Here is a 26501-nt window from a genome sequence, read left to right as displayed (position 1 = left end):
TCAGGGGGATCGCCATGGGGACGCCAAAGTCGCTGGCTCATCATCTGCTCGCCGGGGCGGCTCTAACGCTGGCCGCCATGGCGCCCATGGTCGCCTCTGCACAGGCGCCCTTGAGCAAACCCGGCGCCGGGCGCAAGGAATGCGGGGCGGCGGCGCAGACGCAGCGGGTGGCGCTGCTGATCGGCAATGGCGGCTATGACGGGGCCGACTGGGACGGGCTGGACAATGCGGCCAATGATGTCGAGCGGCTGTGCGATGTCTTTGCCCAGGCCGGGTTCCGGGTGATCCGGCTGGTCGATGTCAACGCTGCCGCCGCGCGCAGGGCCGTCGACGAGTTTGCATCGCTCTCCGCTGCGGCCGATACCGCGCTGATCTATTATGCCGGCCATGGCTTCGAATTCGGCGGAGAGAACTATCTCGTCCCCGTCGATGCGCCGCGATTTGCCAGCAAGAATGGCCTTGCCGAGCATTTCCTGCCGCTCGATGCGCTGATGGGCGCGGCCAGGGCCCAGCGGTTCAACCTGTTCTTTCTCGATGCCTGCCGATCTTTCGACGCGGTGGTCGAGCTCACTGATCTCGACCCCGGCGGGCGCGATGGAACGGTGAGCACCATCGGTCTGCCGCGCGGCGGCAAGGGCGTGGTGTTCTATTCAACCGTCAAGGGCAGTCCGGCGCTCGACGATGCCCCGCCCGAGGCCGATGCGATCAGCCCGTTTGCCGCCGCGATCGCCAAGTACAGCGCCACGCCGGGGCTGGAACTCGACCAGTATCTCAAGATCGTCGCGCGCGATGTCGAGGAGCGCACACGACCGGTGATCGATCCGGCGCAATATCCGGTGCGCTACGGGCAGTTTCGCGAAGATTTCTTCCTGATGCCGCTGCCCGGCAGTTCGACGCAGAATGCTGCAAAGCCGCCCGCAGGCGCAGCGATCGGCGGGATTGCAGGGGCGCCTGCCCCCACCGCCCGTGTCCGCACGGGGGCGATTCGCAGCAGCCCCGGCGCGCTGCTGATGATGATGCCGCAGATGATGACCCTGCTTGCCGACTTGACGCTGGAACGCCTGGGAACCGAGGACGAACCCTATCTCGTCGCCGATCTGCTGACCCGGTCGAACGTGCCCTCGCTGTTAGCCGCAGCGGAAACGAACGACGATCCGGTGGCGCAATATCTGCTGGGCTATATGTACGAATTCGGGGTGGGCCTGCCGAAGGATCTGGTCGCAGCACGCACCTGGCTCGAGAAATCGGCCGCGAAGGGACATCCCGCAGGGCAGTTGGAACTGGGCTATTTCCTGCGCGCACATGCGCCGCAGGAAGCCGCGCGCGCCCGCGAACTCTACGAGCTTTCAGCAGCGCAGGATTATGCCAAGGCCAAGTCGCATCTCGGCGATCTGCTGATCGTCGAGGCACGCAGCGAGCGCGATCCGGCGAAGATCAAGGCACTAACGGATCGGGCACGCACTCTGTTCGAACAGGCAGCCGCCAAGGGCCATCCCTTCGCTATGTTCGCTCTGGGAGCACATATCGGCGATACGAAGACCGCCACGACGATGCTCAATGCGCTCGCCGACAAGGGCAATCGCGAGGGCGACCATTGGTTGTGCGAACTGGCTTATTTCCGCAATGCGCTGAACAGCGCCGAGGCCGAGCGCCACTGCACGCGCGGGGCTAGCGGCGGTTTTGCAGGGTCGCAGTTCCTTCAAGCGCGGCGCCATGCGGACGGGTTGGGCGTACCGCGCTCGCCCAAGGAGGCCGACTACTGGGCCAGGCTGGCGCTTTCGCACAAGGAACTCGATCCGGGTCGGCGCGCCGTGCTTGCCAGCATCGTGCTGCCCGATCGCGCTACCCCCTAGCCCTTCCCCGCTCGCATCGCTAAATGCGCGTGATGGCAGGCAGACGATCCACCGACTGGGGTTTCCCGCGCTGGCGCGGTTATGGCGCTTCGCGTGAAGCGCAGCAGGTGCGGATGTGCGATCGGCATGGCTGCGATCAGCCGGGCAACTGTCCTGCCCCCAAATCCCCCAACAGCCGCGACCGCTGGTATTTCTGTGAACGCCATGCTGCCGAATACAACCAGGGCTGGGACTATTTTGCAGGCCTTGACAAGGAAGAGGCCGCGGCGCGCGCAGCGGAGGAACAGCGCGATGCCTCGGGCTATCGTGAGTCCGCCTTTCACGGCTGGACTGGCTCGGGCGACGGATCGCGCAGCCGCGACGAGATGCGCGCGCTCGATGTGCTCGAATGCGATATGCATGCCGAGTTCGAGGAGGTGAAAAAGGCCTATCGCCGCCTCGCCAAGGCCAATCATCCGGATACCAATCAGGGCGACAAGGAAGCCGCCGCCCGCTTTCAGGCGATCCAGGCGGCCTATGCGGTGCTGCGCAGCGCGGAAGAGCGAAAGACCTGGAAGGGCGTGTAATCGGCCCGCTGCGCCCCTATCTCCCCCTCATGAAAAGCGAAATCAACGCCAACTGGTCGCATGCGCTGCTGGTGTGCAAGAAGTGCCAAAAGCGTGCCAAGGCGAGCTTCGGCCCCGAGGGCGACCGCTCGCTCGCCAAGGCACTCAAGCGCCGCCTGCCCGCAGGCAAGGGCCGCAAGGCGCGGCTCGGCGTGATCGAGGTGCCGTGCCTCGACATCTGCCCGAAAACGGGCGTGGTGCTGATCGACACCCGCCAGCCTGATCGCTGGCAGATCGTGCGCGAGGATGCCGATATCGACCGGCTCGCCGAAGACCTCAGCGCATAGCAAAAGGCCCCTCCCGTTGCCGGGAGAGGCCCTTCATCGCCAGGGTAGTGGCGAAATCAGCGGCAGCGCACGTTGCCGCGGTCGATCTCGCGACCGATGGCTGCGCCGCCCAGACCGCCGATGATAGCACCTAGCGTCTTGTCGCCGCGACCGGCAACGGCGTTACCGGCCAAGGCGCCGACACCAGCGCCGACCAGCAGACCGGTGGTGCCGTTATCGCGGCGGCAGTAATAGCGGCCGTCATTGCCGCGCCAGTAGCGGTTGTTGCGCGCCTCGCGGCGACCGTCACGACGGCCCTCGCGATAGGCGCGGCGCTCGTCGCGACGCTCGAATTCAGCGGCATCCTGCGAATAGAAATTGGTCGAGACCGGCAGGGCGACCGGGGCAGCAGGCGCGGGGTTCAGAAACGCAGCGGCGCTGGCAAGGGCAAGGTTCAACATGGTTCGTCTCCACAATGTGCTCCGGACGTTTGGCCCGGCTCGAACCTAACAACATTCATCCTCAAAGGCAGTTTCATGAACGGGAAACAACAAGCGCGATTCCGTCCTTTTCGCCGACGAAGCGACCCAGTTCAGCGATGAACCGTTAAACAGCTTGCAACGAAGTGCTGTCTTATCCATATAAGACACATGCTGAACATCCTCTCCATCATCATCGGCCTTGTGGCACTGCTGCTGGCCATTCCCGCCTTTCTGCCGCTGCTGGGTGCGCTCAACTGGCTGATCGTTCCGATCGCGCTGGTCGGCGTGCTGCTGGGCTTCCTGTCGAGCAGCAACACCGGGCGCAACCTGTGCCTGATCGTGCTGGTGGTCTGCATTATCCGGCTATCGCTGGGCGGCGGCATCCTCTAACGCGCCGCCATGAGCGGTGAAGCCAAGCGACTGAACGGCCTGCCCGAAGCGGTGGGCGCCTATACCATCTGGGGCTTCATGCCGCTGTTCTTCAAACAGCTGCAGGGCATTTCCCCGGTGGAGATCGTCGCGCACCGCGTTATGTGGTCGGTGCTGCTGGTGCTGGCCATCCTCTGGGCGCGCAGGTCGTTGCACGAGTTCCTGACCGCCATCCGCGACCCGCGCACCCGCCGCTTCATGATCGCCAGCACCTCGCTGATTGCGGCCAACTGGCTGATCTATATCTGGGCCATCACCAACCAGCATATCCTGGCGGGGAGCCTGGGCTATTACATCAACCCGCTGATCAACGTCGCGCTGGGCGTGCTGTTCTTCAGCGAACGGATGAACCGTACGCAGCTGATCGCAATCACTCTGGCGGCCGCAGGCGTGCTGGTGCTGGCGAGCGAATCGCTCGCCTCTATCTGGATCAGCCTGTCGCTCGCGGGGTCTTTCGGCCTGTATGGCATGGTGCGCAAGATGGCGCCGGTCGGCTCGCTGCCGGGCCTCGCCTGCGAGACGGTGCTGCTGCTGCCCTTTGCGATCGGTTATGCGCTCTGGGCCCATCTCTACGATCCGACGCCGGGCTTCGGCTATTCGCCCTATACCAACGCGTTCCTGATCACGGGCGGCGCGATCACCACCATCCCGCTGCTCCTGTTCGCGAGTGCCGCGCGCAAGATGCCCTTGTCGACGCTCGGCTTCGTCCAGTTCATCGGTCCGACGATCCAGTTCATGCTCGGCGTTTTCGTCTATGACGAACCGTTCACCCGTGCGCACGCGATCTGCTTCGCGCTGATCTGGAGCGCGGTGGCGGTATTCTGTCTGGATGGGGTGCGCCGCTCGCGAGCGGCGCGGGTGGCTCAGCCAGCGGCCTGACCGTCATTGCAGCGAACGCGGGAATGCCGCTCAAATTTCGGAGCCGGTAAGGACGCGGGACCCCCGCTTTCACGGGGGTGGCGTGGAAAGAGGTCAGCGGAGCAAGGCTTAGCCCGCCGAAACCAGGCCCTTTTCCTGCATCAGCGTCTGCAGTTCGCCGGCTTCGAACATTTCCATCATGATGTCCGACCCGCCGATGAACTCGCCCTTCACATAGAGCTGGGGAATGGTCGGCCAGTCGGAGAATTCCTTGATGCCCTGGCGGACTTCCATGTCCTGCAGCACGTCGACGCTCTCGTAATCCACCCCCAGATGGTCAAGAATGGCAACGGCGCGGCTGGAAAAGCCGCATTGCGGGAAGAGCGGCGTGCCCTTCATGAACAGAAGGACGTCGTTCGCTTTAACGATCTCGGCAATACGGGCCTGTGCGGTGTCGGTCATCGGGATGCTTCCTTGAATATGCAGATGACGATTAGCTGGGAAGCGCGGTGGTCAGTTGCAAGGCGTGGAGCTCCCCGCCCATGCGCCCGCCGAGCGCCGCATAGACCGCGCGCGTACGGGCCAGCCGCGTCATCGGACGGAAGCTCTCCGCCACGACATGCGCGGCATAATGGTCGCCATCCCCCGCAAGATCGGTGATCGTGACCTCGGCATCGGGGATGCCCGCCTTGATCAGCGCCTCGATATCGGCAGCGGCCATCGGCATGGCTCAGTTCGCCTCTTCGATGAACTGGCGGCGCGCTTCGGCCATCTTGGCTTCCAGCGCGGTGCGCACGCCCAGCTCGTCGATATCGACGCCAGCCGACACGAGATCGCCGAGCAGCTTGCGGATCACGTCCTCGTCGCCCGCTTCTTCGAAATCGGCCTGAACGACCGACTTGGCATAGGCTTCGGTCTCTTCCGGGGTAAGGCCCATCTGCTGCGCGGCCCAATGCCCGACCAGGCGGTTGCGGCGGGCCGTGATGCGGAACTGGAGGTCCTCGTCGGCGGCAAATTTGGCTTCGAATGCGCGTTCGCGATCATTGAAACTGGTCATGTCGATCCCTTGTTGATCATGCAGGTCTGACGCTAGCGCATAGGCCGAGCCAGGCGCAGCGGCAAGCGCCAAACCGCATGATTCCGCTGGTTACATCGTCACGACAAGCTTGCCGATTGCCTCGCGATTTTCAAGCTTCGCGATCGCTTTCGGTGCATCGGCAAAGCTGAAGCTTTCCGAAATGCGCGGCGAAATCTTGCCCGCTGCCCACAGATCGAACAGCTCGGCGATATTGGCGGCGTTGCGCTTGGGCTCGCGCGCGGCGAACGCACCCCAGAACACGCCGCAGACATCGCAGCTCTTGAGCAGCGTGAGGTTGAGCGGCAGCTTGGCGATCCCGGCGGGGAAGCCGACGACAAGGAAGCGCCCTTCCCAGGCCATGGCACGCACTGCCGGTTCCGAATAGTCGCCGCCGACCGCGTCATAGACGATGTCTGCGCCGTTCGGCCCCACGGCCTGCTTGAACGCGTCGGCCAGCGCCTTGGACTGCGCCTTGTCGAACGGCTGGCGTTCGTAGACCACGGTCTCGTCCGCCCCCGCTTCGCGCGCGGCCTTGGCCTTGTCCTCGCTCGACACCGCCGCGACGACGCGCGCGCCATAGGCCTTGCCCAGTTCGACCGCTGCCAGGCCGACTCCGCCGGCGGCGCCCAGCACCAGCAGCGTATCGCCCGGCTTGATATGTCCGCGATCCTTGAGCGCGTGGATCGAGGTACCATAGGTCATCAGCAGCGATGCGCCCTGTTCGAAGCTGAACTGGTCGGGCAGCTTGTACGCTCCCGCAGCGGGTACGGCCTTCTTCTCGACCAGACCGCCAAAGCCGGTGCCGGCGATCACGCGGTCACCGACCGCCCAGCCGGTGACGCCCTCGCCCACCGCTTCGACGATCCCTGCAATCTCGCTCCCAGGCGCGAACGGGCGCTGGGGCTTGAGCTGATACATGTCCTTGATGATCAGTGCGTCGGGGAAGTTGATCGAACAGGCCTTGACCGCGACCAGCAGCTCACCAGGGCCGGCCACCGGCGCATCGACCTCGGTCATTTCCAGCGTTTCGGGGCCACCTGCGGCGTTCGACAAAAGGGCTTTCATTTTCGGGCTCTCTCCAGTTGTTTGTGATTTTTCCCCGTCACCCCCGCGCAGGCGGGGTCCCGCTTTCCTCAATGCTTGGCGCAGAAGCGGGATTCCCGCCTACGCGGGAATGACGAATTCATGCAGCTGCAGGCACCAGCCAGGGCTTCTCGCTTGCAATCTTCGCCTCATAGGTGCTGATCGCGTCGGTCTTGGCCAGCGTCAGTCCGATCTCGTCGAGCCCCTGCATCAGGCAGGTCTTGCGGAACGGATCGATCTCGAAGGTGAAGCGGTCCTGGAACGGTGTCGTCACCGTCTGGCTTTCCAGATCGATATGGATCGGATCGGTCGCTGCGACCTCCATCAGCCGGTCGACCGCTTCCTGCGGCAGGACGACGGTGAGGATGCCGTTCTTGAAGGCGTTGCTCGAGAAAATGTCAGAAAAGCTGGGCGCGATCACTGCGGTGATGCCGAGATCGGTCAGCGCCCACGCGGCATGCTCGCGGCTCGACCCGCAACCGAAATTGTCGCCCGCGATCAGGATCGGCGCGCCTGCAAATTCGGGATCGTCGAACACATTGCCGGGCTCGGCGCGTACCGTCTCGAACGCTCCCTTGCCAAGGCCTTCGCGGCTGATCGTCTTCAGCCACTGGGCGGGGATGATGATATCGGTATCGACATTCTTGCGCCCAAAGGGGATGGCGCGTCCTTCCACACGATCAATCGGTTGCATGGGGTCCCTCGGTCGCTTCGGCACCGGGCTCTTCGGGCTTGGGAGCCGCCCCGGTCTTGGGCTTGGTGAACTGCTTGCCGACATAGAGCAATGCCGCTGCCAGCGCCGCCGATCCCACCGCCGCGCCAGCCATGGCGCCGCTGGACCAGCCGTTCTTCTTGTCCTTTGTCACGTAATCCTACTCCGCTGCCTGGGGAAATGCCGGCAATTTCTTGATGTCTGCCGGTTCGTGCTGAATGATCACTGTTGCCCCCAGATTGTCGGCCAGTTTCTTGAACCGGTCAAGCGAAGCGAGCGTTTCGGCACGATCGTAATTGAAGGTGGGCACGCCGTTGCTCTTATAATTTTCCGTAAAATGCGCGAGATCGCCGGTGAGCAGCACCGGCTTTTTCTTCAGGCGCACCAGCAGGCCGTTATGCCCCGGCGTGTGCCCAGGCAGCCGCAGCATGGTGACCGATCCGTCGCCGAACACGTCCTTGTCGTTCGCCACCGCCTCGACCTTGCTGCCGCCCTTGATCCAGGCCTCGAACGGCTTGGGATCGGCGCCATAGGTCGCGGGATCGGTCGTCACCACCTGCCAGTCGTTCTTGCCGACGAGCAGCGTCGCGCCGGGAAAATCGGCGAGCTGGCCGATATGATCGAAATGATAATGGCTGACCGCGACATATTTGATCGAGGCGGGATCGACATTCAACGTCGCCAGCTGTTCCTTGATCGTCAGGGTCACGGTCGCGTCCATCGCGGCCTCGTTGTCGAGCGGCTTGCCCTTCATCGCGGCGGGCAGCCCCGTGTCCCACAGCATGTAATCGCTGCCATGCTGGATCAGATAGCAGCTGCTCGCGAGCTGCTTCGATTTGCCGGTATAGGCTTTGGTGTCGGAAAAGGCGTTGAGATCATTGGCCGCGACCGTCCCGCAATCGAGCCGCCACAGCTTGACCTCGGCCTGCTGGGCGGAGGCGGGGGTGACGGCGAAGGACGCACCCGCCAGCGCAAGAAGGAAGCGCAGTTTCATGCAGAATCTCCGATTATCGTGACATTGCAGGCCCTGGCCGCTGTTGCCAGTTGCTGATCGAATGTTGCCAATGGCAGGCCCTGGCTGATCGCACAATGGAGATAGGCAGCATCATAGACGGTGAGATCATGCTCGCGGGCCAAGGGCAGCAGCACGGCAAACTGGTCGAACGGGGCAAGGCCCGACAGTTCATAATCGAGCAGCCCCAGCAGGCTCAAAAAAGCGGGCGCATCGCCCGGCGCGCAGCGCTCTCTCCGCTCGCCCTGGCGGATGCCATTGGCCATTTCTGCAAACCAGTGCGGCGGCACGACGACCCGATGATCGTCGGTCATCGCATGAATCGCCATGGAAGCAGGCGTTTCCTCGTCCCGGAACAACCAGGACAGTGCTACCGACGCATCCAGAACGAAGCGCTCCACGCCTAGCGCCGCCCCTCATTGATCAGGTCCTTCGCCGTGATGTCATTCCCCAGCGTCGGGCCATGTTCCCTGCGCCAGGCGATGAACGACTCGCGCGCGCGCCGCCGTGCCTCGGTCTTCTGGCTTTCGCTCTCGTCGGGATGGCCGAGCCTCGCCACCGGCTTTCCATGGCGGGTGATGATGATGCTCTCGCCCGCCGCCACCCGATCGAGCAGGCTGGAAAACTGGGCCTTGGCCTCTGCCGCCGAATAGGTGGTGGGGCGCATGTCCATGGCTGGACTCCTGAACTTTTGACCAAATTACTATAGGATTCTGGTCAAATCAACTCGCGTACATCGGCCAGCCGTCCGGTCACCGCCGCTGCCGCCGCCATCGCGGGGCTCACCAGATGCGTGCGCGCACCAGGGCCCTGGCGGCCGACGAAGTTGCGGTTGGACGTCGAGGCGCAGCGTTCGCCGCTCGGCACCTTGTCCGGGTTCATGCCGAGGCACGCCGAACAGCCCGGCTCGCGCCATTCGAATCCCGCTTCGATGAAGATGCGGTCGAGACCCTCTTCCTCGGCCTGGCGCTTGACCAGGCCCGAGCCGGGCACGACCAGCGCCGACTTGATGCCGGGCGCGTTGCGGCGGCCCTTCAGCACTTCGGCTGCGGCGCGCAGATCCTCGATGCGGCTGTTGGTGCAGCTGCCGATGAAGATATGCTCGACCGGCACCTCGCTGAGCGGCATGCCCGCGGTGAGCCCCATATAGTCGAGCGATTTCTGCGCGGCGGCGCGCTTCGAGGCATCCTCGAAGCTGTCGGGATCGGGGATGACGCCGGTGATCGGCACGACATCCTCGGGGCTGGTCCCCCAGGTGACCGACGGCGCGACATCGGCAGCGTTGATCACGACCGATTTGTCGAACACCGCGCCGTCATCGGTCTTGAGCGTGCGCCAATAGGCGACCGCTGCGTCCCAATCAGCCCCCTTGGGAGCCATCGGACGGCCCTTGAGATAGGCGAAGGTGGTATCGTCGGGCGCGATCAGCCCGGCGCGCGCCCCGGCCTCGATCGACATGTTCGCGATGGTGAGACGCCCCTCGATCGACATCTGCTCGAACACGCGGCCGCGATATTCGACGACATGGCCGGTGCCGCCCGCCGCGCCGATTTGGCCGATGATGTGCAATATCAGATCCTTGGGGCTGACACCTGCGGGCAGATCGCCCTCGACGCGGATTTCCATCGATTTCGACCGCTTGAGCTGCAGCGTCTGCGTCGCCAGCACATGCTCGACCTCCGAAGTGCCGATACCGAAGGCGAGCGCGCCCAGCGCGCCGTGCGCGGCGGTATGGCTGTCGCCGCACACCATGGTGCAGCCGGGCAGCGTAAAGCCCTGTTCGGGGCCGATGACATGGACGATGCCCTGACGGATATCGGTGGCGCTGATATAGGGCACGCCGAAGGCCGGCGCATTGCGCTCAAGCGCCTCGAGCTGCGCGCGGCTTTCAGGATCGGCGATCGGAATGCGGTTGCCCGCAGCGTCGACGCGCGCGGTGGTGGGCACATTATGATCGGGCACGGCGAGCGTCAGATCGGGCCTGCGCACCTTGCGCCCGGCCATGCGCAGCCCTTCGAACGCCTGCGGGCTGGTCACTTCATGGACGAGATGGCGGTCGATGAAGATGATCGCGGTGCCATCGTCGCGCTGGTCGACGACATGCGCGTCCCAGATCTTCTCGTACAGCGTCCTTGCCTGAGCCATCGTGCAGATTACCCCTTCAAACCGGTCTTCGCTGGTCGCTTGGCAGAAGCGAAAGCCCAAATCCAGCGCGGATTTGGTTGCCATTGCAACCGGGACAATATGCCCTCTTCAATCGGGGGGCGAATGCGCCTATTCTTGGGCCATGCAGGTCCTGATCAACTTCGGCATCGTGATAGCCTCTGTCGCGTTCATGGAATTCGTGGCGTGGTGGAGCCACAAGTACGTGATGCACGGCTGGGGCTGGGGCTGGCACCGCGACCATCACGAGCCACATAACAACACGTTCGAGAAGAACGACCTTTACGCGATCGTCGGCTCGGCGATCTCGATCAGCCTGTTCATCATCGGCGCCTGGTTGTGGGAGCCCGCGACCTGGATGGGCGTGGGCGTGATGATCTATGGCGCGATCTATACGCTGATCCATGACGGGCTGGTGCATCAGCGCTATTTCCGCTGGGTGCCCAAGAGCGGCTATGCCAAGCGGCTGGTCCAGGCGCACAAGCTGCACCATGCGACCATCGGCAAGGAAGGCGGGGTCAGCTTCGGCTTCATCGTTGTCGAGGACCCGGCCAAGCTGAAACAGGAACTCAAGCGTCAGCGCGAGGCGGGCATTGCCGTCGTGCGGGATTCGGTCGGCGCCAACTGAACATGGCAAAACGGGCCTGACGGCTTATCTGCCGCCAGACCCGCTTTCTGTTCATCCGCCCCCCGTAAAGGGGACGTGCCGATTAGAGCCGCTCGATCTTGCGCGCGGCTTCGTCGAGGATTTCGGCCACCTGGTGCTTGAACTCGGCATCCACCTCGCCGCTGGCGAGACGGTGCGCCATCGCTGCCATCAGATTGCCGACCGCGCGGCCGATCTGCGGACCACCAGCGCGCTGCTCGCGCTCCTCGCCCGCTTCCGTGAGCCGCGCGATCAGCGCATCGGCCTCTTCACGTTTGTCGTTCAGCTCCGCGACACCGGCGTCGGTGATACGGAACGCCTTGCGCGATCCTTCGGTCTCGGCCGAGGCGATCAGGCCGCTGTCCTCCAGCAGGCTGAGCGTCGGATAAACCACGCCCGGGCTGGGCGCATATTGGCCACCGGTCATTTCCTCGATCGCCTTGATCAGGTCATAGCCGTGGCGCGGTTCCTTCTCGATCAGCGCCAGCAGCACCAGCCGCAATTCTCCGCCGTCGAACATCCGGCGACGTCCGCGCGGTCCACGACCGCCGCCGCCGCGACCGCCCCGGCCGCCGCTGTCAAAGCTGAAATTGCCGAAGTCCCAGTCGCCGCCCCAGCCGCGACCACCGGGGCCAAAGCTCATAGCGATGAAGGGCTTCATGCGGCCTTCCCAGCCGCCGCGCGGGCCTCCGCCCATTCTGAAACGCATAGTCATATCGATTCTTACTCCTGTGTATCTCGATGGCTCTAAGATATATCTTATAACATCTTCGTCAAGAGGCGAAATGCGACGACCCGCACTTTCGCGATTTCGCGCGAGCGGCTAGCGTGCGCCCGATGAGCGATCTGTTCGATACCCTGCCTGCCGACGGCCACACCGAAAGCGCGCCCGGCCCCGATGCACCGCTGGCGGACCGGCTGCGTCCGCGATCGCTGGACGAGATCATCGGGCAGGATCATCTTACCGGACCGGAAGGCGCGATCGGGCGGATGGTTGCGGCAGGAAAACTGTCCTCGATGATCCTCTGGGGCCCGCCCGGTACCGGCAAGACGAGCATGGCGCGGCTGCTGGGCGAGGCGACAGGCATGCGCTTCGTCGCGATCTCGGCCGTCTTTTCGGGCGTGGCAGACCTCAAGAAGGCCTTTGCCGAGGCCGAAAAGATGGCGGGCGCAGGGCAGCGCACGCTCTTGTTCGTGGACGAGATCCACCGCTTCAACCGCGCGCAGCAGGACGGCTTCCTGCCCTTTGTCGAGCGCGGAACGGTGGTGCTGGTGGGCGCGACGACCGAGAATCCCTCGTTCGAGCTCAACGCCGCCTTGCTCAGCCGCAGCCAGGTGCTCATTCTCCGGCGGCTCGACGAGGCGGCCCTGGGTGAACTGATCGCGCGCGCCGAGCGGTTGACGGGCAAGGCGCTGCCGCTGACCGAAGATGCCCGCGCCGCGCTGATCGCCTCGGCCGATGGCGATGGCCGCTTCCTGCTCAACCAGGTCGAAACGCTGCTGTCGATCCAGGTCGAAGCGCCGCTCGATCCAGCGGGGCTGGCGGCGCTGCTGCACCGCCGGATGCCGGTCTATGACAAGGACCGCGAGGGGCATTACAATCTCATCTCCGCGCTGCACAAGGCGATGCGCGGGTCCGATCCGCAGGCGGCGCTCTATTACCTTGCGCGCATGCTGGTCGCGGGCGAGGAACCGCTGTACGTGCTGCGCCGCATCACGCGGTTTGCCAGCGAGGATATCGGCATGGCCGACCCGCAGGCGCTGGTGCAGTGCCTCGCCGCCAAGGACGCCTATGCGTTTCTCGGCTCGCCCGAGGGCGAGCTGGCGATCGTCCAGGCGTGCCTCTATTGCGCCACCGCGCCCAAATCGAATGCAGCCTATGCCGCGCAAAAGGCCGCGTGGAAGAGCGCCAGGGCCACTGGGTCGCTGATGCCGCCGCAGAACATCCTGAACGCGCCGACCAAGCTGATGAAAGATATCGGCTATGGCAAGGGCTATGCCTATGACCATGACGCGGCGGACGGCTTTTCAGGCGCGAACTATTGGCCGGAAGAGATGGAGCCGCAGCGTTTCTACCAGCCGGTGGAACGCGGCTATGAAGCGCGCATCGCCGAACGCATGCGGGTTTGGGAGGATTTGCGGAAGAACCGGGGTTAGGCGGCCTTGGAAATATTCTCGAAAAGGTCCCGCACCGCTGCGATGGCATCGCCCTTGTAGCGATAGGCGACGGTGCTCTGCCCGATCACCAGGCCCGATTGGTCACTCAACAGCCAGCGCCACTGGTCGTCGGGGCCACGAAAGAGCGAAAAGCCCGCTCGCTTTTGAAGGTCCGAAACATCGTTGAACGCAGCCCATTCGGGATCGTCCTCGATCGCGCGCTCGATATCGTCTTCGGTCATCGCGTCGAGCCGCGCCCAGTCGGTCAGCGACTCTCTAGGTGCCTCGTCCAAACGCATTCTGGTAATCTTTTCGCTCATATCGCCTTGCTCGCCTTAACGAGATGATGCGGGTCACGCGGTCGCGCATCGTATATACCACAGCGACGATGCGATCGTCATCGTTTATCGTGCCGATGGCCGTGACGCGGCGTTCGCCATGTTGGAAATCGATCACGTAGTAATCCAGTCGCGGACGCTTCCAGATATCACCGACATCGACAAAATCGATCCCATGCTTTTCGAAGTTGCTCAAGCGCTTGGCTTCGTCCCATTCAAATTCCATAACGCCCTGCCCACGCTGGAGTTCTTGATGATGCCAAAGCCGTTCCGCCCTGCCCGCCGCACGCATGCTAAGGCGCGATTCGCTCTGGCCATAGCGCTGATTAGCACGCCGCTCAGCGCCCAGCCGACAACGCCGCCACCCGCAGGCCCGACTCGCGCTACCCTGGCCGAAGCGGCAGGCTACAAGGCGCAGTTCCTGTGTTCCGGGCTATGGAACGGCAACAAGACGGTCGCCGATATCGAGGCGGACGAGCTTTCGGGCATCTATCCGCATATCGAGCCGATCGTTCCGGGGTTGAAGGCCGAGATCGACGAGGTGACGCATCAGGTGAGCGTCGCTTTCGCCGAGGACATGCCGCCGCGCATCGCCCGGCACAATCCGGTCACCGGCTGCACCTCGATGCCGATCGGCTGGACCAATGACGGCCGCCGCCTGCCCGGCGAGGATCTGGAGCGCGCGGCTGCGGGCAGCCTCGACGACCGCCCCTGGCCAATGGGCGATGCCAATGCCAGCGATCCGCGCGTGATGATGATCACCCCGTTCGACACGCTGGTCGAAAGCGCGTTCGATGCGAAAGCGTTCGGCGGCAAGACCAGCGGCGTGGTGATCGTCCACAAAGGGCGCATCGTGCAGGAACGCTACAAGCAGGGGCACGACATGCACACCGCGCAGCGCACCTGGTCGGTCGCCAAGTCGATGGCGGGCACCTATGTCGGTTTCGTCCGGCAGAAGGGCTTCACCATTCCCGATCAACCGGTCCGCGAATGGAATGTACCGGGCGATCCGCGCCGCGCGATCACCGTCGATAACCTGCTGCGCATGGGCAGCGGGCTCGAGAGCGACAGCCCCGGCAACCGCACCGATGCGGTGTACATGAGCGCGGGCGAGGTGCGGCAGTGGACGACGCAATGGCCGATGCTGCACCAGCCGGGTTCGACCTTCCGCTACGCCAATAACGACATATTGCTGGCGACGCTCGCTGCGCGCGATGCCGCTCCCGATCTCCACCCGCACCAGATGTTCGACGCGATCGGCATGACGCGCACCTGGGCCGAGACTGACTGGCAGGGCAATTACATCCTGTCGAGCCAGGTCTGGACCACCGCACGCGACATGGCGCGCATGGGGCTTTTGTACCTGAACGACGGGCTATGGGACGGCCAGCGCATCCTGCCCGCAGGCTGGCGCGATTATGTGACCAAGCCTAGCGGCCCGCAGCCCGATGGCCCATTCGGCTATGGCGCAAGCTTCTGGCTGATGAACAGGAGCGAGGGCGTACCCGTCGATGCGTTCGCGGCCTTCGGCAATCGCGGTCAGTATCTGGTCGTCATTCCCAGCCGCGATCTGGTGATCGTGCGCCGCGGCTATGACAAGGCGGGCGACGCGTTCGACATCGCCAAATTCACTGCCGCGGTGCTCAAGCAGATCCGCTAATCGCATGCGCCGCTTCGAGCATTATGCCTGTTTCGACTGGTCGGGCCAGGCGGTGGCGCGGCCCCAGGGGCTGGCGCTGGCGACGATCGCTGCCGACGAAGCGGCGCGGCCGGTGCTGCTGCGCCCGCAAGGCGGCTGGTCGCGCGGCGCAGCGCTCGACTGGCTGCTCGCCCATGCCGAGGCCGGGACCGACATGCTGATCGGCATGGACCTGTCGCCCACCTTCCCGTTCGTCGATGCGGGAGCCTATTTCCCCGACTGGGAGCATAGCCCCGCCGACGCGCGCGGCCTGTGGGCACTGGTCGACCGGCTGTGCGCCGAGGACGAGCATCTCGCCGCGAGCAGCTTCGTGCGCCACGACGAGGCGCGGCGTTATTTCCGCCATGGCAAGGGCGATACCGGCGACCGGTTCGGGACGCTGGGCACCGGGCGGCTGCGCGCGGTCGAGCATCATCAGCGCCGCACCAAACAGGCGAACAGCGCGAGCTGCTTCAACCTGGTCGGGGCAGCGCAGGTCGGCAAATCGAGCCTCACCGGCATGCGCGTGCTGCATCGGCTCGCGGGGCGCATCCCCATCTGGCCGTTCGATCCGGTGCCCGAGAGCGGCCCAGTCATCGTCGAGATCTATACAAGCATCGCAGCGCGCGCCGCCGGGATTGCTGGCGGGCGGAGCAAGGTGCGCGATGCCGAAGCGCTGCACCAGGCGCTCGCTGCGCTCGGCGCGCCGCCCCCTGCCCCGCTGCTGGCGCATGACGACCACAGCACCGATGCGCTGATCACCGCTGCCTGGCTGCGCGATGCCGCGCGCGATGCGAAGCTGTGGCACGCCCTGTGGCATCCGCCCATGCTCGATGACGCGATCCGCCGCACTGAAGGCTGGACCTTTGGCGTCAAATAGCGCATGGCACGCGGCGCAATCGCGATGGGTACGCCGCTTTAGCTCAGCTGGTAGAGCAACCGCCTTGTAAGCGGTAGGTCGTTGGTTCGAATCCGACAAGCGGCACCATCTGCAATGCGCTCAGGGGCTGGGGAGCCGCAATCGCACGAAAGCACGCCTGTCGCTGATGGACTCCACCTCTCCCGAACCCTCCCCCACTGTGATGACCCGCCTTGCGCGCCTGCGCGAAGCGTTGCGCTCGCGATTTGGCGAGCGTGCGGGCGGCATCATCCTGGCGCTGATCGCCGAACTGCTGTTCGTGCTAGCCCTGCTGTCGCTGTCGATCGCGCCACCGGGCGAAAAGCGCGAAGAATCGCTGATGACGGTGTTCGGCGTGACACCCGAACCCACGGCGGAAAAGACCGAGCAGGACAGCCCCAAGCCTGCGGAAAACGCCTCGCGCTCGCCCGAACCGACCGAGCAGGAAGAAAGCCCGGTCGAGACGCCGAGTCCGGTCGTCTCTCCCCAACCCTCGCCGATCCCACCGCCGATCGTCGCGATCCCTTCGCCCCAGGCTGCGCCAGCCGCGCCGCCTGCTCAACCCAAGGCCAAGGCAGTGGTCAAGCCGGGCCGCGTCTATGGTCCGATGGACAAGGGCGTGCCCGGCGACAGCGAGCGGGTCGGCTCCGGTCCGAATGGCGAGCCGCTGTTTGCCGCCGCCTGGTATCGCGAGCCGTATGACGATGAGCTCAAGGGCTATCTGTCGACCGCACGCGGCCCCGGTTCGGCGCTGATCGCGTGTCGCACGGTGCCGGATTTCCGGGTCGAGGATTGTTACGAGATCGGCGAATCGCCGCAGGGGTCGGGAATTGGCCGCGCAGTCATTGCCGCCGCCTGGCAGTTCCGCGTGCGCCCGCCCCGCGTCGGCGGGGTATCCAAGGTGGGCGAATGGGTGCGCATCCGCATCGACTACGGCGTGCGCACCACCAGTCGCTGAAATTGCTCGCCGCTGATCAGCCGCGCGTGAAGACACCGCAGGCGAGGCGATCCCCGCTATCGCCCGAAGGATCGGTCTTCTGGTCGTCCGCCTTGGCGTGGATCACCAGAGCCGCCCCATCGGCATCGAGCATCTGATCGAGCTGCGCTTCGTCGAGGAGATAATCCATCCGTCCACTGCCGTCGCTCGCCACGACGAGATTGGGCATGTCGCCCGAATGCTGGCCCTGCGGATTGTTGAGACCATGTTTGGCACCCATGGGATTCCAGTGCCCGCCTGCGCTCTCGAACTTCGGCCCCTCGCACTTGCCGGTCATGTGAACATGGATGCCGTGCTCGCCCGCCGACATGCCCGTGGCCTTGATGGCGAGGCGGATACCGCCCTCTTCCTGCGTGGCCGTCACCGAGCCTGCATCCTTGCCGTCGGCCGTCCTGAGCAGCGCCTGCGCGGTGGCGGGAGCGGAGTCGGCGGCCATATAGGCGCGCTCGGGTTCGTCCTGTGCGGCCGGCGCTTCGGCATCGTTGCTGCAGGCGGCGAGCGCGAGGCCAAGGGTCAGGCTGGTTGCGGTCAGAACTGTTCGGGCAGAGATCATCATGGGCTCCTGTCTTTGCCCAATTACCCCGCGCGCCTTTCTCCGGTTCCCGCACGAGCCCGGAAAGTCTGTTTGACAATGCAGCGCCTTGCCGGTTGGTTGACCGCACGAGACGCCATAACCGTTGCAGGAGAGAATGCCGCATGTCCCACGCCGTTGCCGTCAATCCCCCGACCGATCTCAACCAGGCGCTGGGCTTTGTCCGCGTCGTCGAACTTGATCCGGCGGGCCGTGCGACGATCGAATATCAGGCGGGCATGCACATGTGCCATTCGGGCGGCGTGGTTCAGGGCGGGTTCGTCACCGGCTGGATCGATGCCGCCATGGCCTATGCCGCGATGGCGATGACCGGCCCGGACGTTGTGCCGATGTCACTCGAGCTGAAGGTCAGCTTTTTCGCGCCGGCGCGCCCCGGCCTGCTCACCGCGACCGCCTGGGTCGAAAAGCGCGGACGCAGCACGTGCTTTTTCGAAGGGCAGCTGCTCGACGCCGGCGGAAAGGTGCTGGCCAAGGCAAGCTCCACGCTGATGCTCGCCGACCGTGGCCGGATCGAGCAGGCTTCGAGCGCGGCGCTGGCGACCGACTAAACCTGCGATTATTTCGGCGCAGCGGCCTGCAAGTCGCTCAGGAAGCTGCGGATCCGCTTGGCGTTGACGCCGAGATCGCTCTTGCCGACGCGCGAGACGCTGCGGACGTCGACTTCGCTGGTAAGACCGCCGGGGCCAGGCTGCACCCGCACCACGACATCGTCCTTGAACTTGAACAGCGAAACCGTGTCGGTTGCCTCAAGCCGCCCTTCCTCGGGCTTGGATGCGGCAATTTCCCAGCCGCGCTCGCGCGCGACCTCGGTGGCCAGGGTCACGGCACGATCAACCGGCAGCTTGACGACCACGGTCTTCAGGTCGCCATAGGCACCACGGTGCAGCACCTTCCAGCGCTCCTTGGCGTCCATGCCGGCATATTTGGGTTCGCCGCGACCGGGAATGTCGGCAAAATCGTCGGGACGCAGCTTGAGCACCTGAAATTGCGGGGGATTGGCCAGATTGGTGGTGATGTCGTGAATCTGCGGCACGCTGCGCGCCACATTGATCCAATATCCCATGAAGCCGAGATAGGCGAGCGAGCAGACCAGCCCCATGACCGTCAGATCGCGGATGCGCTTGCCCTTCTTGCGATAGAGCAGCAGCACGATGAGCGAGAATACCAGACCCACCAGCGCCACGACAATGGCCGCTGCCACGGTGCTGACGCCGTTCAGCTTGCCCCACCAGTCCTGGCCCGCACCGATTGCGCCGATCAGCGCCATCACGATCGATCCTGCCCCCAGCAACAGGCACAACCGTGCCAGCCAGATCGAACCATGCGGTTTTGCGGTCTCGTTCATGAACTCCCCCTGTTACGCGTACGTGTTGCCAGCAAGTCACACATAGGAAAGCGATGGCGCTTTGGCAAACCTTATGGGGAAGCCGGGCGGGCCCAAGAATTGCGCTCGACTCAAGGGCTTGCCGTCCCTAAGGGCGCGGATCGACGCCCTTTCCTTCTATCGTCTGGACCGATGACCGAATTCAACATTATCCCGCTGGATCAGGTGGATAGCGCCTGGGTTGAAGAACTGCTCGATCTGGTGTTCGGCCCGGAGCGAAAGAACCGCACCATCTACAAGGTGCGCGAGGGCCTTACCCACCTGCCCGCGCTCAGCTTTGCCGCAGTCGATGGCGACGGCTATCTGGTCGGTAGCATCCAGTGCTGGCCGGTCGCGCTGACCGATCCCGATGGCCTCGCCTATCCGATGATCCTGGTCGGCCCGGTCAGCGTCGCACCCGATCATCAGGACCAGGGCATCGGCCGCGCGCTCATGGCCGCGGTGTTCGGCGCAATGGGCGTCGGCGAGAAGCTGCCGCTCGTGCTGCTGGGCGATCCCGAATATTATGGCACCCGCTTCGGCTTTACCGCCGAGCGCACCGGAGGCTGGACGTTGCCCGGGCCGTATGAGCAGCACCGGCTGCTGGCATTGGCACGCCCCGATTCGCTGATGCCCGAGCGCGGCATGCTTGGCCCCTGGCGGCTGAGCTGACACGCATAGGGCGGCAACGCCCTTTGCATCGCGCACCGGCCATGCTTATCTGGCACCTGCATGCCCTATGATCCGCCCCCAGAGCTTCAGGACCTTTCGCTCGCCGACATCGCAGGCCTGGTCGCCGCGCGCAAACTGCCGCCGGTCGAGCAATGGTCGCCCGCGCACCAGAGCGACAGCCATATGCGCATCGCCGCCGATGGCCGATGGTATCATCAGGGCGGGCTGATCTCGCGCCCGGCGATGGTGCGGCTGTTCGCCAGCGTGCTCCGCCGCGAGCCGGATGGGCGTTACGCGCTGGTCACCCCTTTCGAGCAGCAATGGATCGAGGTCGAGGACGCGCCGCTGCTCGCGGTCGAGCTCAAGTCCGAAGGCTCCGGCGACAAGCGCCGCCTTGCCTTCCGCCTGAATACCGACGAGCTGGTAGTAGCAGGACCCGAGCGGCCGATCATCATGCGTGGCGATGCCGATGAACCGCGCCCCTATCTCGGCCTGTGGCGCGGGCTTGAGGCGCGGATCGAGCGCGCGGTCTATTACGACCTGGTCGAACTCGCGCTCGAAGAAACCGACGATCCCGACGCTGGCCTGCCGATCTGGAGCGACGGCACATGCTTCCGGCTCGACAGGATCGAGGACGCATGAGCCTTTATGACCGTCTGGCCGCGGCGCTTGCCGCCAGCCAGGGCATGGAATCGATCGACGAGGCGCATATCCGGCCCGATCGCGGCGTGCACATTCCAGCCGCGGTGCTGATCGCGATCACCGACCGGCCGAAGCCCGGCGTCATCCTGACCCAGCGGCCCGATTATCTGCGCAGCCATCCCGGCCAGGTCGCCTTTCCCGGCGGCAAGATCGACCCGGAGGATGAGGACGCCATCGCTGCCGCGCTGCGCGAGGCGGACGAGGAACTGGGCCTTGCCCCGCATCATGTCCGCGTGATCGGTACCGGCGATGTCTATCGCAGCGGCAGCGGCTTTGCGATCACCCCGGTGCTCGGCGTCATCCCGCCCGATCTCAGCTATGCGCCCAATCCCGGCGAGGTCGCCGACTGGTTCGAGGTGCCGCTCGATTTCGTGCTCGATCCTGCCAATCACGCGCGGCATTCAACCTTCTGGAAAGGCGCGCAGCGCCAATATGTCGAGATCATGTGGGGGCAGAGGCGCATCTGGGGGGTAACGGCGGGGATCATCGCCAATCTGTCGCGGCGGCTGGAAGGCGTGCTGGCGTGACGCGGATCGATGCTGAATGGACCCGGCGCGAGGATGTGCGTGCGATGCTCGCCGCGCTCGACCCCAAGGGCGACCAGTGCCGCTATGTCGGCGGCGCGGTGCGCGATGCACTGCTGGGCATCGAGGCGACCGATATCGACATTGCCACCCGGCTGCTGCCCGAAGACGTGATGGCAAGGCTTGAGGCAGCGGGCATCCGCGCGGTGCCGACGGGCCTTGCGCATGGCACGGTAACCGCCGTGCTGCCGCGCGGCCCGGTCGAGATCACCACGCTGCGCCGTGATGTCACCACCGACGGCCGCCATGCCGAGGTCGCGTTTACCGATGACTGGCGCGAAGACGCCGCGCGACGCGATTTCACCATCAACGCGCTCTTCGCCGATCCGGCCACGCTCGAGGTGACCGATCATTTTACCGGACTCGAGGACCTGAACGCCGGGCTGGTGCGCTTTATCGGTGATGCAGGCGAGCGTATCCTCGAGGATCATCTGCGGATCCTGCGCTATTTCCGCTTCCACGCCCGGTTCGGTGGTGCGGTTGACGGCGAGGCCGTGGCGGCCTGCGCGCTGCATGCCGACCGGCTGAAGGCGCTGTCGCGCGAACGGATCGCGCGCGAACTGCTGTTGCTGCTGGGCGCGGCGGACCCGCTGGCATCGGCACGGCTGATGGCCGATGGCGGGATATGGAAGGTCGTGCTGCCCGAAATGGCAAAGGATGGTCTCGACCGGCTGGCCGACTTGCTGGCGCGCGAACACGCGTTGGGCGCCGAGCGCAACGCGCTGCTGCGGCTCGCCGCGCTGCTGCCGCCTGACCCGCTGCTCGCCGATACGGTGGCCGCACGGCTGCGCCTGTCCAAGGTGCAGCGGCTCGCGATGCAGCGCTTCGCCACCCCCTGGCCGCAGAGCGGCTCCGCACGGCAGATCGCAGCCGAGGTTCAGCCCGAGGAACTGGTGGCCCCCTGGCTGCTGCTGCGCGCGCCCGATGCGATGCTGGCGAAAGGGTGGCAGAGCCTGCAAGGCTGGCATGTGCCCGATTTTCCGCTGGGCGGCCGCGACATCATCGCGCTCGGCATCCAGGCAGGACCACAGGTCGCCAAGGCTCTGGGCGAGATCAGGCGCCGCTGGATTTCCGAGGATTTTCCCCAAGATACGCGGCTTGCCCAGATTGCCGCAGAGGTCGTGGCCCAGGCGGGCTGATCAGGTCATCCGCTCGATCATGAAATCATAGGCACGGCTCGCGGGCACCGGCGGCGAATAGAAATAGCCCTGGCCGTACGAGCAGCCGAGCGCGGCGAGCGTATGCGCGATCTCCAGCGTCTCGATACCTTCGGCCGTCGTTTCCATGTTGAGCGCCGAGGCGAGCGACAGGATCGCGCGAACGATTGCCACCTTGTCGCGCTCCTGCAGCATGTGCGTGACGAAGCTGCGGTCGATCTTGAGCACATCGATCGGCAGCTGCTGCAGATAGGCGAGATTCGAATAGCCGGTGCCGAAATCGTCCATCGCCAGCGAAACGTCGAGCGAGCGCAGCGCGTTCATCACCTTGGCGGCGCGTGCAGGATCGCTGACCACGACCGATTCGGTCAGTTCGAGCATGATCCGTTCGGGCCGGGTCTTGTTGGCGCGCAGGATGCCGGAGACCATGCTGGGAATATCGTCACGCGCGAACTGCGCAGCAGACACGTTGACGCTGATCTTGAGCGGCAGCTCCTCGCCCGCCTTCTTGTCCCACTCGTTCAGCACCTGGCAGGCGCGGTCGAGCGCCCAGCGCCCCAGCGGCAGGATCAGCCCGCATTCCTCGGCAACGGGGATGAACTCGGCAGGCGAAATCATTCCGTAATCGGGGTCCTTCCACCGTGCCAGCGCCTCGAACCCGGTAACGAAGCCGTTGCTGAGATCGATCAGCGGCTGGAAATAGAGTTCCAGCCGGTCGAGCTCGATCGCCTTGCGCAGTTCGGTTTCTAGCGTGAACCGGCGGCGCGCCTTGTCGAGCTCCTCGGGGGTGTAGATTTCCGCCTGGCGGGTCTGCTTGGCGCGCTTGAGCGCGATCTGCGCCTGACGGATATAATTGGCGCAATCCGCCTGACCCTGCTTGCTCAGCGCGATGCCGATCGCGCCATCGATCTGGATTTCAAGATCGGACAATCGATAGGGGTCGGCGAACACGCTGCGGATGCGGTTGGTGATCCGCATCAGCTCGCGCTCGTTGGTGCTGCGCAGCGGCACGAACAGCGCAAATTCATTGCCGCCGATCCGCGCCACGATATCGGTCTTGCGCATACGCCCCATCAGGCGGCGTGCGACGGTGATGATCAGCTCGTCGCCGACGATGCTGCCAGCGCATTCGTTGATCTGGCTGAACCGCGCGATATCGAGCGTGAAGATCGCGAACGCACCCAGATTGCCGCGCCCCCCGGTCGGCGCTTCGGCCAGCCGACTCTCGACTTCATCCTCAAAGCCGGCGCGATTGGGCAGGCCGGTAAGGCTGTCGCGCATCGTTTCGCGGCGGAAGCTGTCGTGCGTCTCGATCTCGCTGGTACGGTCGATCAGGCTGACGAGGAAATGCGGCCATTCCATGCCGCGCAGATCCATCCGCGCCACGGTGACATCATAGCGGCGCGGCTTGACCGGGTCGTGCGAGGTCCAGGGCTTGACCGCCTTGCCACTGTCATTGCGATGCGCAACCGACACCAGCTCGGTGAGCAGGCGCAGATCGAGCCCGTTCGGATTGCCCGGCGCCAGTTCGCGCTCCACGAACGCGGGATTGGCCGCCATGAACTCGAGTTCCTCGCCCGCGCGCATCACGACCGCAGCGGGAATCGGCAGCGGGTCGAGCGACGCAGCCACCATCGGATGCGCGCGCGCACCGCCGAACACGCCGGAACGATCCAGAACGCCCTTGCCGCGCGCTTTCGATGATGGGGTTGGACTTACCATGGTTAGCATCAGCTAACCGGGAAAGATGTAAAATTCACTTAAAGAATGGTCGAAAGCTGTTCGTGCAATCGAAATCAGCCATCGAACTTGTTGTTGCGAGGAAATCCATTGGGCGGAAGTCGTCCCGCCGCGCCCCGCGCCACGCGCCACAGCCCCATATCCTTTTCGGTGCGCACGCGCCCGCTATCGCCGCCCATCGTCCAGCTAAGCCCCTCTTCGAGCCGGAAGGTCGTGGCATCCGACAGCGATCCGTCGCGATAGCGCTGCAGCTGCACGCCCTGGCCGCGCGCCATGACGGGCAGTTCGGCGATCGGGAAGACGACAAGCTTGCGGTTCTCGCCCACCACCGCGACATGATCCGCGCTCGGGGGAACGGCGCGAATCACCATCAGCTTCACGCCGGCCTTGAGGTTGACCACCTGGCGACCCTTGCGCGTCTCGGCGATCAGCTCGGACATCTCGGCGAGGAAGCCCCGCCCGTTCGAGGCGGCGAGCAGCAGCTTGCCCTGCGGATCATAGGGCATCAGCGCCACGATCTGCGCCTCGTTCTCCATGTCGAGCATGCCGCGGACCGGCTCGCCGAAACCGCGCGCGCCGGGAAGCTTTTCCGCACCCAGCGTATAGAAGCGGCCATTGTCGAGCGCGATCAGCAGCTTGTCGGTCGATTGCGCGTGGAAGGCGAAACCGGGGCCATCGCCTTCCTTGAACTTGGTCAGTTCCGCCGCGCTGAGGTCCGCATGGCCCTTCATCGCCTTGATCCAGCCGCGCCGCGACATGATCACGGTCACCGGCTCGCGCTCGATCATCGCCTCGAGCGGGATTTCGCGCGCGGGCGCCGCTTCCTCGATCGCGGTGCGGCGCGCACCCAGCCTGCCCAGCTCGGTATTGCCGGTATACAGCGCGCGCAGTGCTTTGAGGTTCTTGGTCAGCCGCGCCTTTTGCAGCTTCGGATCGGCGAGCAGCTCTTCCAGCTCGGCCTGTTCGGCGATCAGCGCGTCATGCTCGCGCCTCAGCTCCATTTCCTCGAGCTTGCGCAAACTGCGCAACCGCATGTTGAGGATCGCTTCGGCCTGGCGGTCGGTGAGCTCGAACTCGGCCATCATCACCGGCTTGGGCTCGTCCTCACTGCGGATGATCTCAATCACCCGGTCGAGGTTAAGGTACGCGATGATATAGCCACGCAGCAGCTCGAGCCGCGCCGCGATCTTCTCCAGCCGGTGGCGGCTGCGGTTGACCAGAATGACGATCTGGTGGCGCAGCCAGGATTCGAGCAGCGGCTTGATGCCCATCACACCCGGCGTGCGCGTCTCGTCGAGCACGTTGAGGTTGAGCGGGAAGCGGATTTCCAGGTCGGTCAGACGGTAGAGGCTGTCCTTCAGCACATCGACATCGACATTGCGGCTCTTGGGCTCGATGACGAGGCGAATGGTCTCGTCCGATTCATCGCGGACATCGGCGAGGATCGGCAGCTTCTTCTCGGCGATCAGCGTCGCGATCTGCTCGATCAGCTTGCCCTTCTGCACCTGATAGGGGATTTCGCTGATGATGAGCTGCCAGGTGCCACCGGGCAGTTTCTCGATGCCGGTCGGCTCCCAGTTGCCGTCCGCATCCTTGCCGGTCGAATAGCGCGCGCGCAGCCTGAACGCCCCGCGCCCGGTGCGATAGGCCTGGGATATGCTCTCCGCACTGTCGACCAGCACGCCGCCCGTGGCGAAATCGGGTCCGAGGAACACCGTCATGATGTCCTCATGGCTAGCCTCGGGCCGCTTGATCAGCAGCATCGCCGCGTCGATGATCTCGAGCACATTGTGCGACGGGATAGAGGTCGCCATACCCACGGCGATGCCGCTCGCGCCATTGGCGAGCAGATTGGGGAAGAGGCCGGGGAAGATTTCGGGCTCTTCCTCCTCGCCATTATAGGTGGGCTTGAACGCGACCGTGCCTTCGTCCAGCCCGGCCATCAGCTCGATCGCAGTGCGCGTCAGACGCGCTTCGGTATAGCGATAGGCGGCAGCGTTATCGCCATCGATATTGCCGAAATTGCCCTGCCCGTCGACCAGCGGGTAACGCAGCACGAAATCCTGCGCGAGGCGGACCATCGCATCATAGACCGAGGCGTCGCCATGCGGGTGATATTTGCCGATGACATCCCCGACGACGCGCGCGCTCTTCTTGTAGCCGCTCGCCGGGTCCAGCTTCAGCTGCCGCATCGCCCAGAGCAGGCGGCGGTGGACGGGCTTCAGGCCATCGCGCAGATCGGGCAGCGAACGCGCGGTGATCGTGGACAGCGCATAGACGAGATAACGATCCGACAGCGCACGGTCGAACGAGGTGTTCTCGATTTCGGGAATGTCGTCGCCGCTGCCAGCGCTCGCCTCGTCTGCCATGGAGTGCGCCTAGCAGCGCGGACGCGCCAAGGCGAGAGGGCCAGCCCGGTTTTCTGGGGAAAATTTG

At 64.8% G+C, this 26501-nt stretch carries 33 protein-coding genes and 1 tRNA gene; 16 read left to right on the top strand and 18 right to left on the bottom strand.

All coding sequences use genetic code 11. The annotated features are described in order from the left end of the window. The first annotated feature begins 14 nt into the window (after nt 1-14). From OPU69_RS08535 to OPU69_RS08525, 3 genes are read left to right on the top strand one after another with little or no spacing between them, the layout of a single operon-like run. Nucleotides 15-1853 (top strand): caspase family protein, encoded by a 1839-nt coding sequence (locus OPU69_RS08535; protein ID WP_498510375.1) that lies wholly within the window; start codon nt 15-17, stop codon nt 1851-1853. Between the two features lie 32 nt (nt 1854-1885). Then, nucleotides 1886-2419: a J domain-containing protein gene (locus tag OPU69_RS08530; RefSeq protein WP_060977284.1), complete on the top strand. Its 534-nt coding sequence runs from the start codon at nt 1886-1888 to the stop codon at nt 2417-2419. A gap of 29 nt (nt 2420-2448) precedes the next feature. Beyond that, on the top strand, nt 2449-2745 hold the full coding sequence (locus OPU69_RS08525; protein ID WP_498510372.1) for a (2Fe-2S) ferredoxin domain-containing protein: 297 nt from the start codon (nt 2449-2451) through the stop codon (nt 2743-2745). 56 nt (nt 2746-2801) lie between these two features. Here OPU69_RS08525 and OPU69_RS08520 read toward each other — a convergent pair whose 3' ends face one another. Further along, nucleotides 2802-3185 carry a glycine zipper 2TM domain-containing protein gene (locus OPU69_RS08520; RefSeq protein ID WP_498510370.1) on the bottom strand — a complete coding sequence of 128 codons (384 nt, stop codon included), beginning with the start codon at nt 3183-3185 and terminating at the stop codon, nt 2802-2804. Nucleotides 3186-3374: 189 nt separating this feature from the next. Here OPU69_RS08520 and OPU69_RS08515 point away from each other — a divergent pair, with 189 nt between their 5' ends. Together OPU69_RS08515 and rarD are read left to right on the top strand one after the other, a co-directional pair. Further along, nucleotides 3375-3596 carry a hypothetical protein gene (locus tag OPU69_RS08515; RefSeq protein ID WP_060977173.1) on the top strand — a complete coding sequence of 74 codons (222 nt, stop codon included), beginning with the start codon at nt 3375-3377 and terminating at the stop codon, nt 3594-3596. A gap of 9 nt (nt 3597-3605) precedes the next feature. Further along, nucleotides 3606-4514, top strand: coding sequence for an EamA family transporter RarD (gene rarD / locus OPU69_RS08510; RefSeq protein WP_498510368.1), 909 nt, complete (start codon nt 3606-3608; stop codon nt 4512-4514). A gap of 108 nt (nt 4515-4622) precedes the next feature. Here the strand turns inward: rarD and grxD are convergent, their stop codons facing one another. The 10 genes from grxD to leuC form a co-directional block, all read right to left on the bottom strand. Further along, on the bottom strand, nt 4623-4955 hold the full coding sequence (gene grxD, locus OPU69_RS08505; protein ID WP_060977175.1) for a Grx4 family monothiol glutaredoxin: 333 nt from the start codon (nt 4953-4955) through the stop codon (nt 4623-4625). A gap of 31 nt (nt 4956-4986) precedes the next feature. Then, nucleotides 4987-5220, bottom strand: a complete 234-nt coding sequence (locus OPU69_RS08500) for a BolA/IbaG family iron-sulfur metabolism protein (RefSeq protein WP_023836414.1) — start codon at nt 5218-5220, stop codon at nt 4987-4989. Between the two features lie 3 nt (nt 5221-5223). Beyond that, nucleotides 5224-5550, bottom strand: a complete 327-nt coding sequence (locus OPU69_RS08495) for a DUF1476 domain-containing protein (RefSeq protein ID WP_060977285.1) — start codon at nt 5548-5550, stop codon at nt 5224-5226. 90 nt (nt 5551-5640) lie between these two features. Beyond that, nucleotides 5641-6636, bottom strand: a complete 996-nt coding sequence (locus OPU69_RS08490) for an NADPH:quinone oxidoreductase family protein (RefSeq protein ID WP_273301675.1) — start codon at nt 6634-6636, stop codon at nt 5641-5643. Between the two features lie 118 nt (nt 6637-6754). Continuing rightward, nucleotides 6755-7348: a 3-isopropylmalate dehydratase small subunit gene (gene leuD / locus OPU69_RS08485; protein WP_498510364.1), complete on the bottom strand. Its 594-nt coding sequence runs from the start codon at nt 7346-7348 to the stop codon at nt 6755-6757. Further along, nucleotides 7335-7520 (bottom strand): hypothetical protein, encoded by a 186-nt coding sequence (locus OPU69_RS08480; protein WP_060977178.1) that lies wholly within the window; start codon nt 7518-7520, stop codon nt 7335-7337. The genes leuD and OPU69_RS08480 overlap by 14 nt, the downstream gene beginning before the upstream one ends. A gap of 6 nt (nt 7521-7526) precedes the next feature. After that, the gene (locus tag OPU69_RS08475; protein ID WP_498510362.1) at nt 7527-8360 is read right to left on the bottom strand and encodes an N-acyl homoserine lactonase family protein; all 834 of its coding nucleotides are present in this window, start codon (nt 8358-8360) and stop codon (nt 7527-7529) included. Next, a complete protein-coding gene (locus OPU69_RS08470) occupies nt 8357-8779 on the bottom strand; it encodes a type II toxin-antitoxin system VapC family toxin (RefSeq protein ID WP_066045513.1) in 423 nt (140 codons plus the stop codon). Before OPU69_RS08470 ends, OPU69_RS08475 begins: the two co-directional genes overlap by 4 nt. Nucleotides 8780-8781: 2 nt before the next feature. Continuing rightward, complete coding sequence (locus tag OPU69_RS08465) at nt 8782-9051, bottom strand: type II toxin-antitoxin system Phd/YefM family antitoxin (RefSeq protein ID WP_230962381.1); 270 nt, start codon at nt 9049-9051, stop codon at nt 8782-8784. Between the two features lie 44 nt (nt 9052-9095). Continuing rightward, a complete protein-coding gene (gene leuC / locus OPU69_RS08460; protein ID WP_060977287.1) occupies nt 9096-10523 on the bottom strand; it encodes a 3-isopropylmalate dehydratase large subunit in 1428 nt (475 codons plus the stop codon). Nucleotides 10524-10665: 142 nt separating this feature from the next. Between leuC and OPU69_RS08455 the strand changes: the two genes are divergently transcribed. Beyond that, nucleotides 10666-11169 carry a sterol desaturase family protein gene (locus tag OPU69_RS08455; RefSeq protein ID WP_498510359.1) on the top strand — a complete coding sequence of 168 codons (504 nt, stop codon included), beginning with the start codon at nt 10666-10668 and terminating at the stop codon, nt 11167-11169. Nucleotides 11170-11251: 82 nt separating this feature from the next. Here the strand turns inward: OPU69_RS08455 and OPU69_RS08450 are convergent, their stop codons facing one another. After that, the gene (locus tag OPU69_RS08450) at nt 11252-11896 is read right to left on the bottom strand and encodes a PadR family transcriptional regulator (protein WP_498510519.1); all 645 of its coding nucleotides are present in this window, start codon (nt 11894-11896) and stop codon (nt 11252-11254) included. 128 nt (nt 11897-12024) lie between these two features. Here OPU69_RS08450 and OPU69_RS08445 point away from each other — a divergent pair, with 128 nt between their 5' ends. Continuing rightward, complete coding sequence (locus OPU69_RS08445; RefSeq protein WP_060977182.1) at nt 12025-13344, top strand: replication-associated recombination protein A; 1320 nt, start codon at nt 12025-12027, stop codon at nt 13342-13344. Here OPU69_RS08445 and OPU69_RS08440 read toward each other — a convergent pair. Beyond that, complete coding sequence (locus tag OPU69_RS08440) at nt 13341-13643, bottom strand: hypothetical protein (protein WP_068306011.1); 303 nt, start codon at nt 13641-13643, stop codon at nt 13341-13343. The two genes, OPU69_RS08445 and OPU69_RS08440, sit on opposite strands and share 4 nt — an antisense overlap. After that, the gene (locus OPU69_RS08435; protein ID WP_060977184.1) at nt 13621-13908 is read right to left on the bottom strand and encodes a BrnT family toxin; all 288 of its coding nucleotides are present in this window, start codon (nt 13906-13908) and stop codon (nt 13621-13623) included. Before OPU69_RS08435 ends, OPU69_RS08440 begins: the two co-directional genes overlap by 23 nt. Nucleotides 13909-13935: 27 nt before the next feature. Between OPU69_RS08435 and OPU69_RS08430 the strand changes: the two genes are divergently transcribed. The 4 genes from OPU69_RS08430 (at nt 13936) to OPU69_RS08415 (ending at nt 17216) form a co-directional block, all read left to right on the top strand. Further along, nucleotides 13936-15342 carry a serine hydrolase domain-containing protein gene (locus OPU69_RS08430; RefSeq protein WP_498510356.1) on the top strand — a complete coding sequence of 469 codons (1407 nt, stop codon included), beginning with the start codon at nt 13936-13938 and terminating at the stop codon, nt 15340-15342. 4 nt (nt 15343-15346) lie between these two features. Beyond that, on the top strand, nt 15347-16240 hold the full coding sequence (locus OPU69_RS08425; RefSeq protein WP_498510354.1) for a hypothetical protein: 894 nt from the start codon (nt 15347-15349) through the stop codon (nt 16238-16240). A gap of 32 nt (nt 16241-16272) precedes the next feature. Next, nucleotides 16273-16348: transfer RNA gene (locus OPU69_RS08420), tRNA-Thr, on the top strand. Between the two features lie 94 nt (nt 16349-16442). Beyond that, complete coding sequence (locus OPU69_RS08415; protein ID WP_498510352.1) at nt 16443-17216, top strand: hypothetical protein; 774 nt, start codon at nt 16443-16445, stop codon at nt 17214-17216. A gap of 16 nt (nt 17217-17232) precedes the next feature. On the opposite strand, the gene OPU69_RS08410 is transcribed toward OPU69_RS08415, so the two are convergent. After that, nucleotides 17233-17811 (bottom strand): superoxide dismutase family protein, encoded by a 579-nt coding sequence (locus OPU69_RS08410; protein ID WP_498510350.1) that lies wholly within the window; start codon nt 17809-17811, stop codon nt 17233-17235. Between the two features lie 140 nt (nt 17812-17951). Between OPU69_RS08410 and OPU69_RS08405 the strand changes: the two genes are divergently transcribed. Beyond that, complete coding sequence (locus tag OPU69_RS08405) at nt 17952-18395, top strand: PaaI family thioesterase (RefSeq protein ID WP_066279642.1); 444 nt, start codon at nt 17952-17954, stop codon at nt 18393-18395. Between the two features lie 8 nt (nt 18396-18403). Here the strand turns inward: OPU69_RS08405 and OPU69_RS08400 are convergent, their stop codons facing one another. Then, the gene (locus OPU69_RS08400; protein WP_498510348.1) at nt 18404-19192 is read right to left on the bottom strand and encodes a DUF1499 domain-containing protein; all 789 of its coding nucleotides are present in this window, start codon (nt 19190-19192) and stop codon (nt 18404-18406) included. 171 nt (nt 19193-19363) lie between these two features. Here OPU69_RS08400 and OPU69_RS08395 point away from each other — a divergent pair, with 171 nt between their 5' ends. Genes OPU69_RS08395 through OPU69_RS08380 form a run of 4 tightly spaced genes read left to right on the top strand, consistent with a single transcriptional unit; the run spans nt 19364 to nt 22307 of the window. Then, complete coding sequence (locus OPU69_RS08395) at nt 19364-19882, top strand: GNAT family N-acetyltransferase (protein WP_060977188.1); 519 nt, start codon at nt 19364-19366, stop codon at nt 19880-19882. Nucleotides 19883-19942: 60 nt separating this feature from the next. Beyond that, nucleotides 19943-20524, top strand: a complete 582-nt coding sequence (locus OPU69_RS08390) for a DUF1285 domain-containing protein (RefSeq protein WP_498510346.1) — start codon at nt 19943-19945, stop codon at nt 20522-20524. Beyond that, entirely contained in the window at nt 20521-21111 is a 591-nt protein-coding gene (locus OPU69_RS08385) for a CoA pyrophosphatase (RefSeq protein WP_498510344.1), read from the top strand. The genes OPU69_RS08390 and OPU69_RS08385 overlap by 4 nt, the downstream gene beginning before the upstream one ends. Further along, entirely contained in the window at nt 21108-22307 is a 1200-nt protein-coding gene (locus OPU69_RS08380; RefSeq protein ID WP_498510342.1) for a CCA tRNA nucleotidyltransferase, read from the top strand. Before OPU69_RS08385 ends, OPU69_RS08380 begins: the two co-directional genes overlap by 4 nt. Here the strand turns inward: OPU69_RS08380 and OPU69_RS08375 are convergent, their stop codons facing one another. Beyond that, nucleotides 22308-24047, bottom strand: coding sequence for a putative bifunctional diguanylate cyclase/phosphodiesterase (locus OPU69_RS08375; RefSeq protein WP_498510340.1), 1740 nt, complete (start codon nt 24045-24047; stop codon nt 22308-22310). Nucleotides 24048-24121: 74 nt separating this feature from the next. Then, entirely contained in the window at nt 24122-26434 is a 2313-nt protein-coding gene (parC, locus tag OPU69_RS08370; RefSeq protein ID WP_498510338.1) for a DNA topoisomerase IV subunit A, read from the bottom strand. Nucleotides 26435-26501 lie beyond the last annotated feature (67 nt).

The sequence above is a fragment of the Blastomonas sp. 34TW genome (genome assembly GCF_059803595.1).
This window is presented reverse-complemented; position numbering and strand designations above follow the sequence as displayed.

Bases quoted from the DNA above. Each gene is read 5' to 3' on its own strand.
- OPU69_RS08425 (WP_498510354.1), top strand. From the start codon at position 15,347: ATGCGCCGCTTCGAGCATTATGCCTGTTTCGACTGGTCGGGCCAGGCG.
- OPU69_RS08445 (WP_060977182.1), top strand. From the start codon at position 12,025: ATGAGCGATCTGTTCGATACCCTGCCTGCCGACGGCCACACCGAAAGC.
- OPU69_RS08375 (WP_498510340.1), bottom strand. From the start codon at position 24,047: ATGGTAAGTCCAACCCCATCATCGAAAGCGCGCGGCAAGGGCGTTCTG.
- OPU69_RS08395 (WP_060977188.1), top strand. From the start codon at position 19,364: ATGACCGAATTCAACATTATCCCGCTGGATCAGGTGGATAGCGCCTGG.
- OPU69_RS08520 (WP_498510370.1), bottom strand. From the start codon at position 3,185: ATGTTGAACCTTGCCCTTGCCAGCGCCGCTGCGTTTCTGAACCCCGCG.
- OPU69_RS08400 (WP_498510348.1), bottom strand. From the start codon at position 19,192: ATGAACGAGACCGCAAAACCGCATGGTTCGATCTGGCTGGCACGGTTG.
- OPU69_RS08410 (WP_498510350.1), bottom strand. From the start codon at position 17,811: ATGATGATCTCTGCCCGAACAGTTCTGACCGCAACCAGCCTGACCCTT.
- leuC (WP_060977287.1), bottom strand. From the start codon at position 10,523: ATGGCTCAGGCAAGGACGCTGTACGAGAAGATCTGGGACGCGCATGTC.
- OPU69_RS08495 (WP_060977285.1), bottom strand. From the start codon at position 5,550: ATGACCAGTTTCAATGATCGCGAACGCGCATTCGAAGCCAAATTTGCC.
- leuD (WP_498510364.1), bottom strand. From the start codon at position 7,348: ATGCAACCGATTGATCGTGTGGAAGGACGCGCCATCCCCTTTGGGCGC.
- OPU69_RS08385 (WP_498510344.1), top strand. From the start codon at position 20,521: ATGAGCCTTTATGACCGTCTGGCCGCGGCGCTTGCCGCCAGCCAGGGC.
- OPU69_RS08535 (WP_498510375.1), top strand. From the start codon at position 15: ATGGGGACGCCAAAGTCGCTGGCTCATCATCTGCTCGCCGGGGCGGCT.
- grxD (WP_060977175.1), bottom strand. From the start codon at position 4,955: ATGACCGACACCGCACAGGCCCGTATTGCCGAGATCGTTAAAGCGAAC.
- OPU69_RS08465 (WP_230962381.1), bottom strand. From the start codon at position 9,051: ATGGACATGCGCCCCACCACCTATTCGGCGGCAGAGGCCAAGGCCCAG.
- OPU69_RS08435 (WP_060977184.1), bottom strand. From the start codon at position 13,908: ATGGAATTTGAATGGGACGAAGCCAAGCGCTTGAGCAACTTCGAAAAG.
- OPU69_RS08450 (WP_498510519.1), bottom strand. From the start codon at position 11,896: ATGCGTTTCAGAATGGGCGGAGGCCCGCGCGGCGGCTGGGAAGGCCGC.
- OPU69_RS08515 (WP_060977173.1), top strand. From the start codon at position 3,375: ATGCTGAACATCCTCTCCATCATCATCGGCCTTGTGGCACTGCTGCTG.
- OPU69_RS08430 (WP_498510356.1), top strand. From the start codon at position 13,936: ATGATGCCAAAGCCGTTCCGCCCTGCCCGCCGCACGCATGCTAAGGCG.
- OPU69_RS08490 (WP_273301675.1), bottom strand. From the start codon at position 6,636: ATGAAAGCCCTTTTGTCGAACGCCGCAGGTGGCCCCGAAACGCTGGAA.
- parC (WP_498510338.1), bottom strand. From the start codon at position 26,434: ATGGCAGACGAGGCGAGCGCTGGCAGCGGCGACGACATTCCCGAAATC.
- OPU69_RS08405 (WP_066279642.1), top strand. From the start codon at position 17,952: ATGTCCCACGCCGTTGCCGTCAATCCCCCGACCGATCTCAACCAGGCG.
- OPU69_RS08475 (WP_498510362.1), bottom strand. From the start codon at position 8,360: ATGAAACTGCGCTTCCTTCTTGCGCTGGCGGGTGCGTCCTTCGCCGTC.
- OPU69_RS08415 (WP_498510352.1), top strand. From the start codon at position 16,443: ATGACCCGCCTTGCGCGCCTGCGCGAAGCGTTGCGCTCGCGATTTGGC.
- OPU69_RS08455 (WP_498510359.1), top strand. From the start codon at position 10,666: ATGCAGGTCCTGATCAACTTCGGCATCGTGATAGCCTCTGTCGCGTTC.
- OPU69_RS08390 (WP_498510346.1), top strand. From the start codon at position 19,943: ATGCCCTATGATCCGCCCCCAGAGCTTCAGGACCTTTCGCTCGCCGAC.
- OPU69_RS08440 (WP_068306011.1), bottom strand. From the start codon at position 13,643: ATGCGTTTGGACGAGGCACCTAGAGAGTCGCTGACCGACTGGGCGCGG.
- OPU69_RS08500 (WP_023836414.1), bottom strand. From the start codon at position 5,220: ATGCCGATGGCCGCTGCCGATATCGAGGCGCTGATCAAGGCGGGCATC.
- OPU69_RS08530 (WP_060977284.1), top strand. From the start codon at position 1,886: ATGGCAGGCAGACGATCCACCGACTGGGGTTTCCCGCGCTGGCGCGGT.
- rarD (WP_498510368.1), top strand. From the start codon at position 3,606: ATGAGCGGTGAAGCCAAGCGACTGAACGGCCTGCCCGAAGCGGTGGGC.
- OPU69_RS08525 (WP_498510372.1), top strand. From the start codon at position 2,449: ATGAAAAGCGAAATCAACGCCAACTGGTCGCATGCGCTGCTGGTGTGC.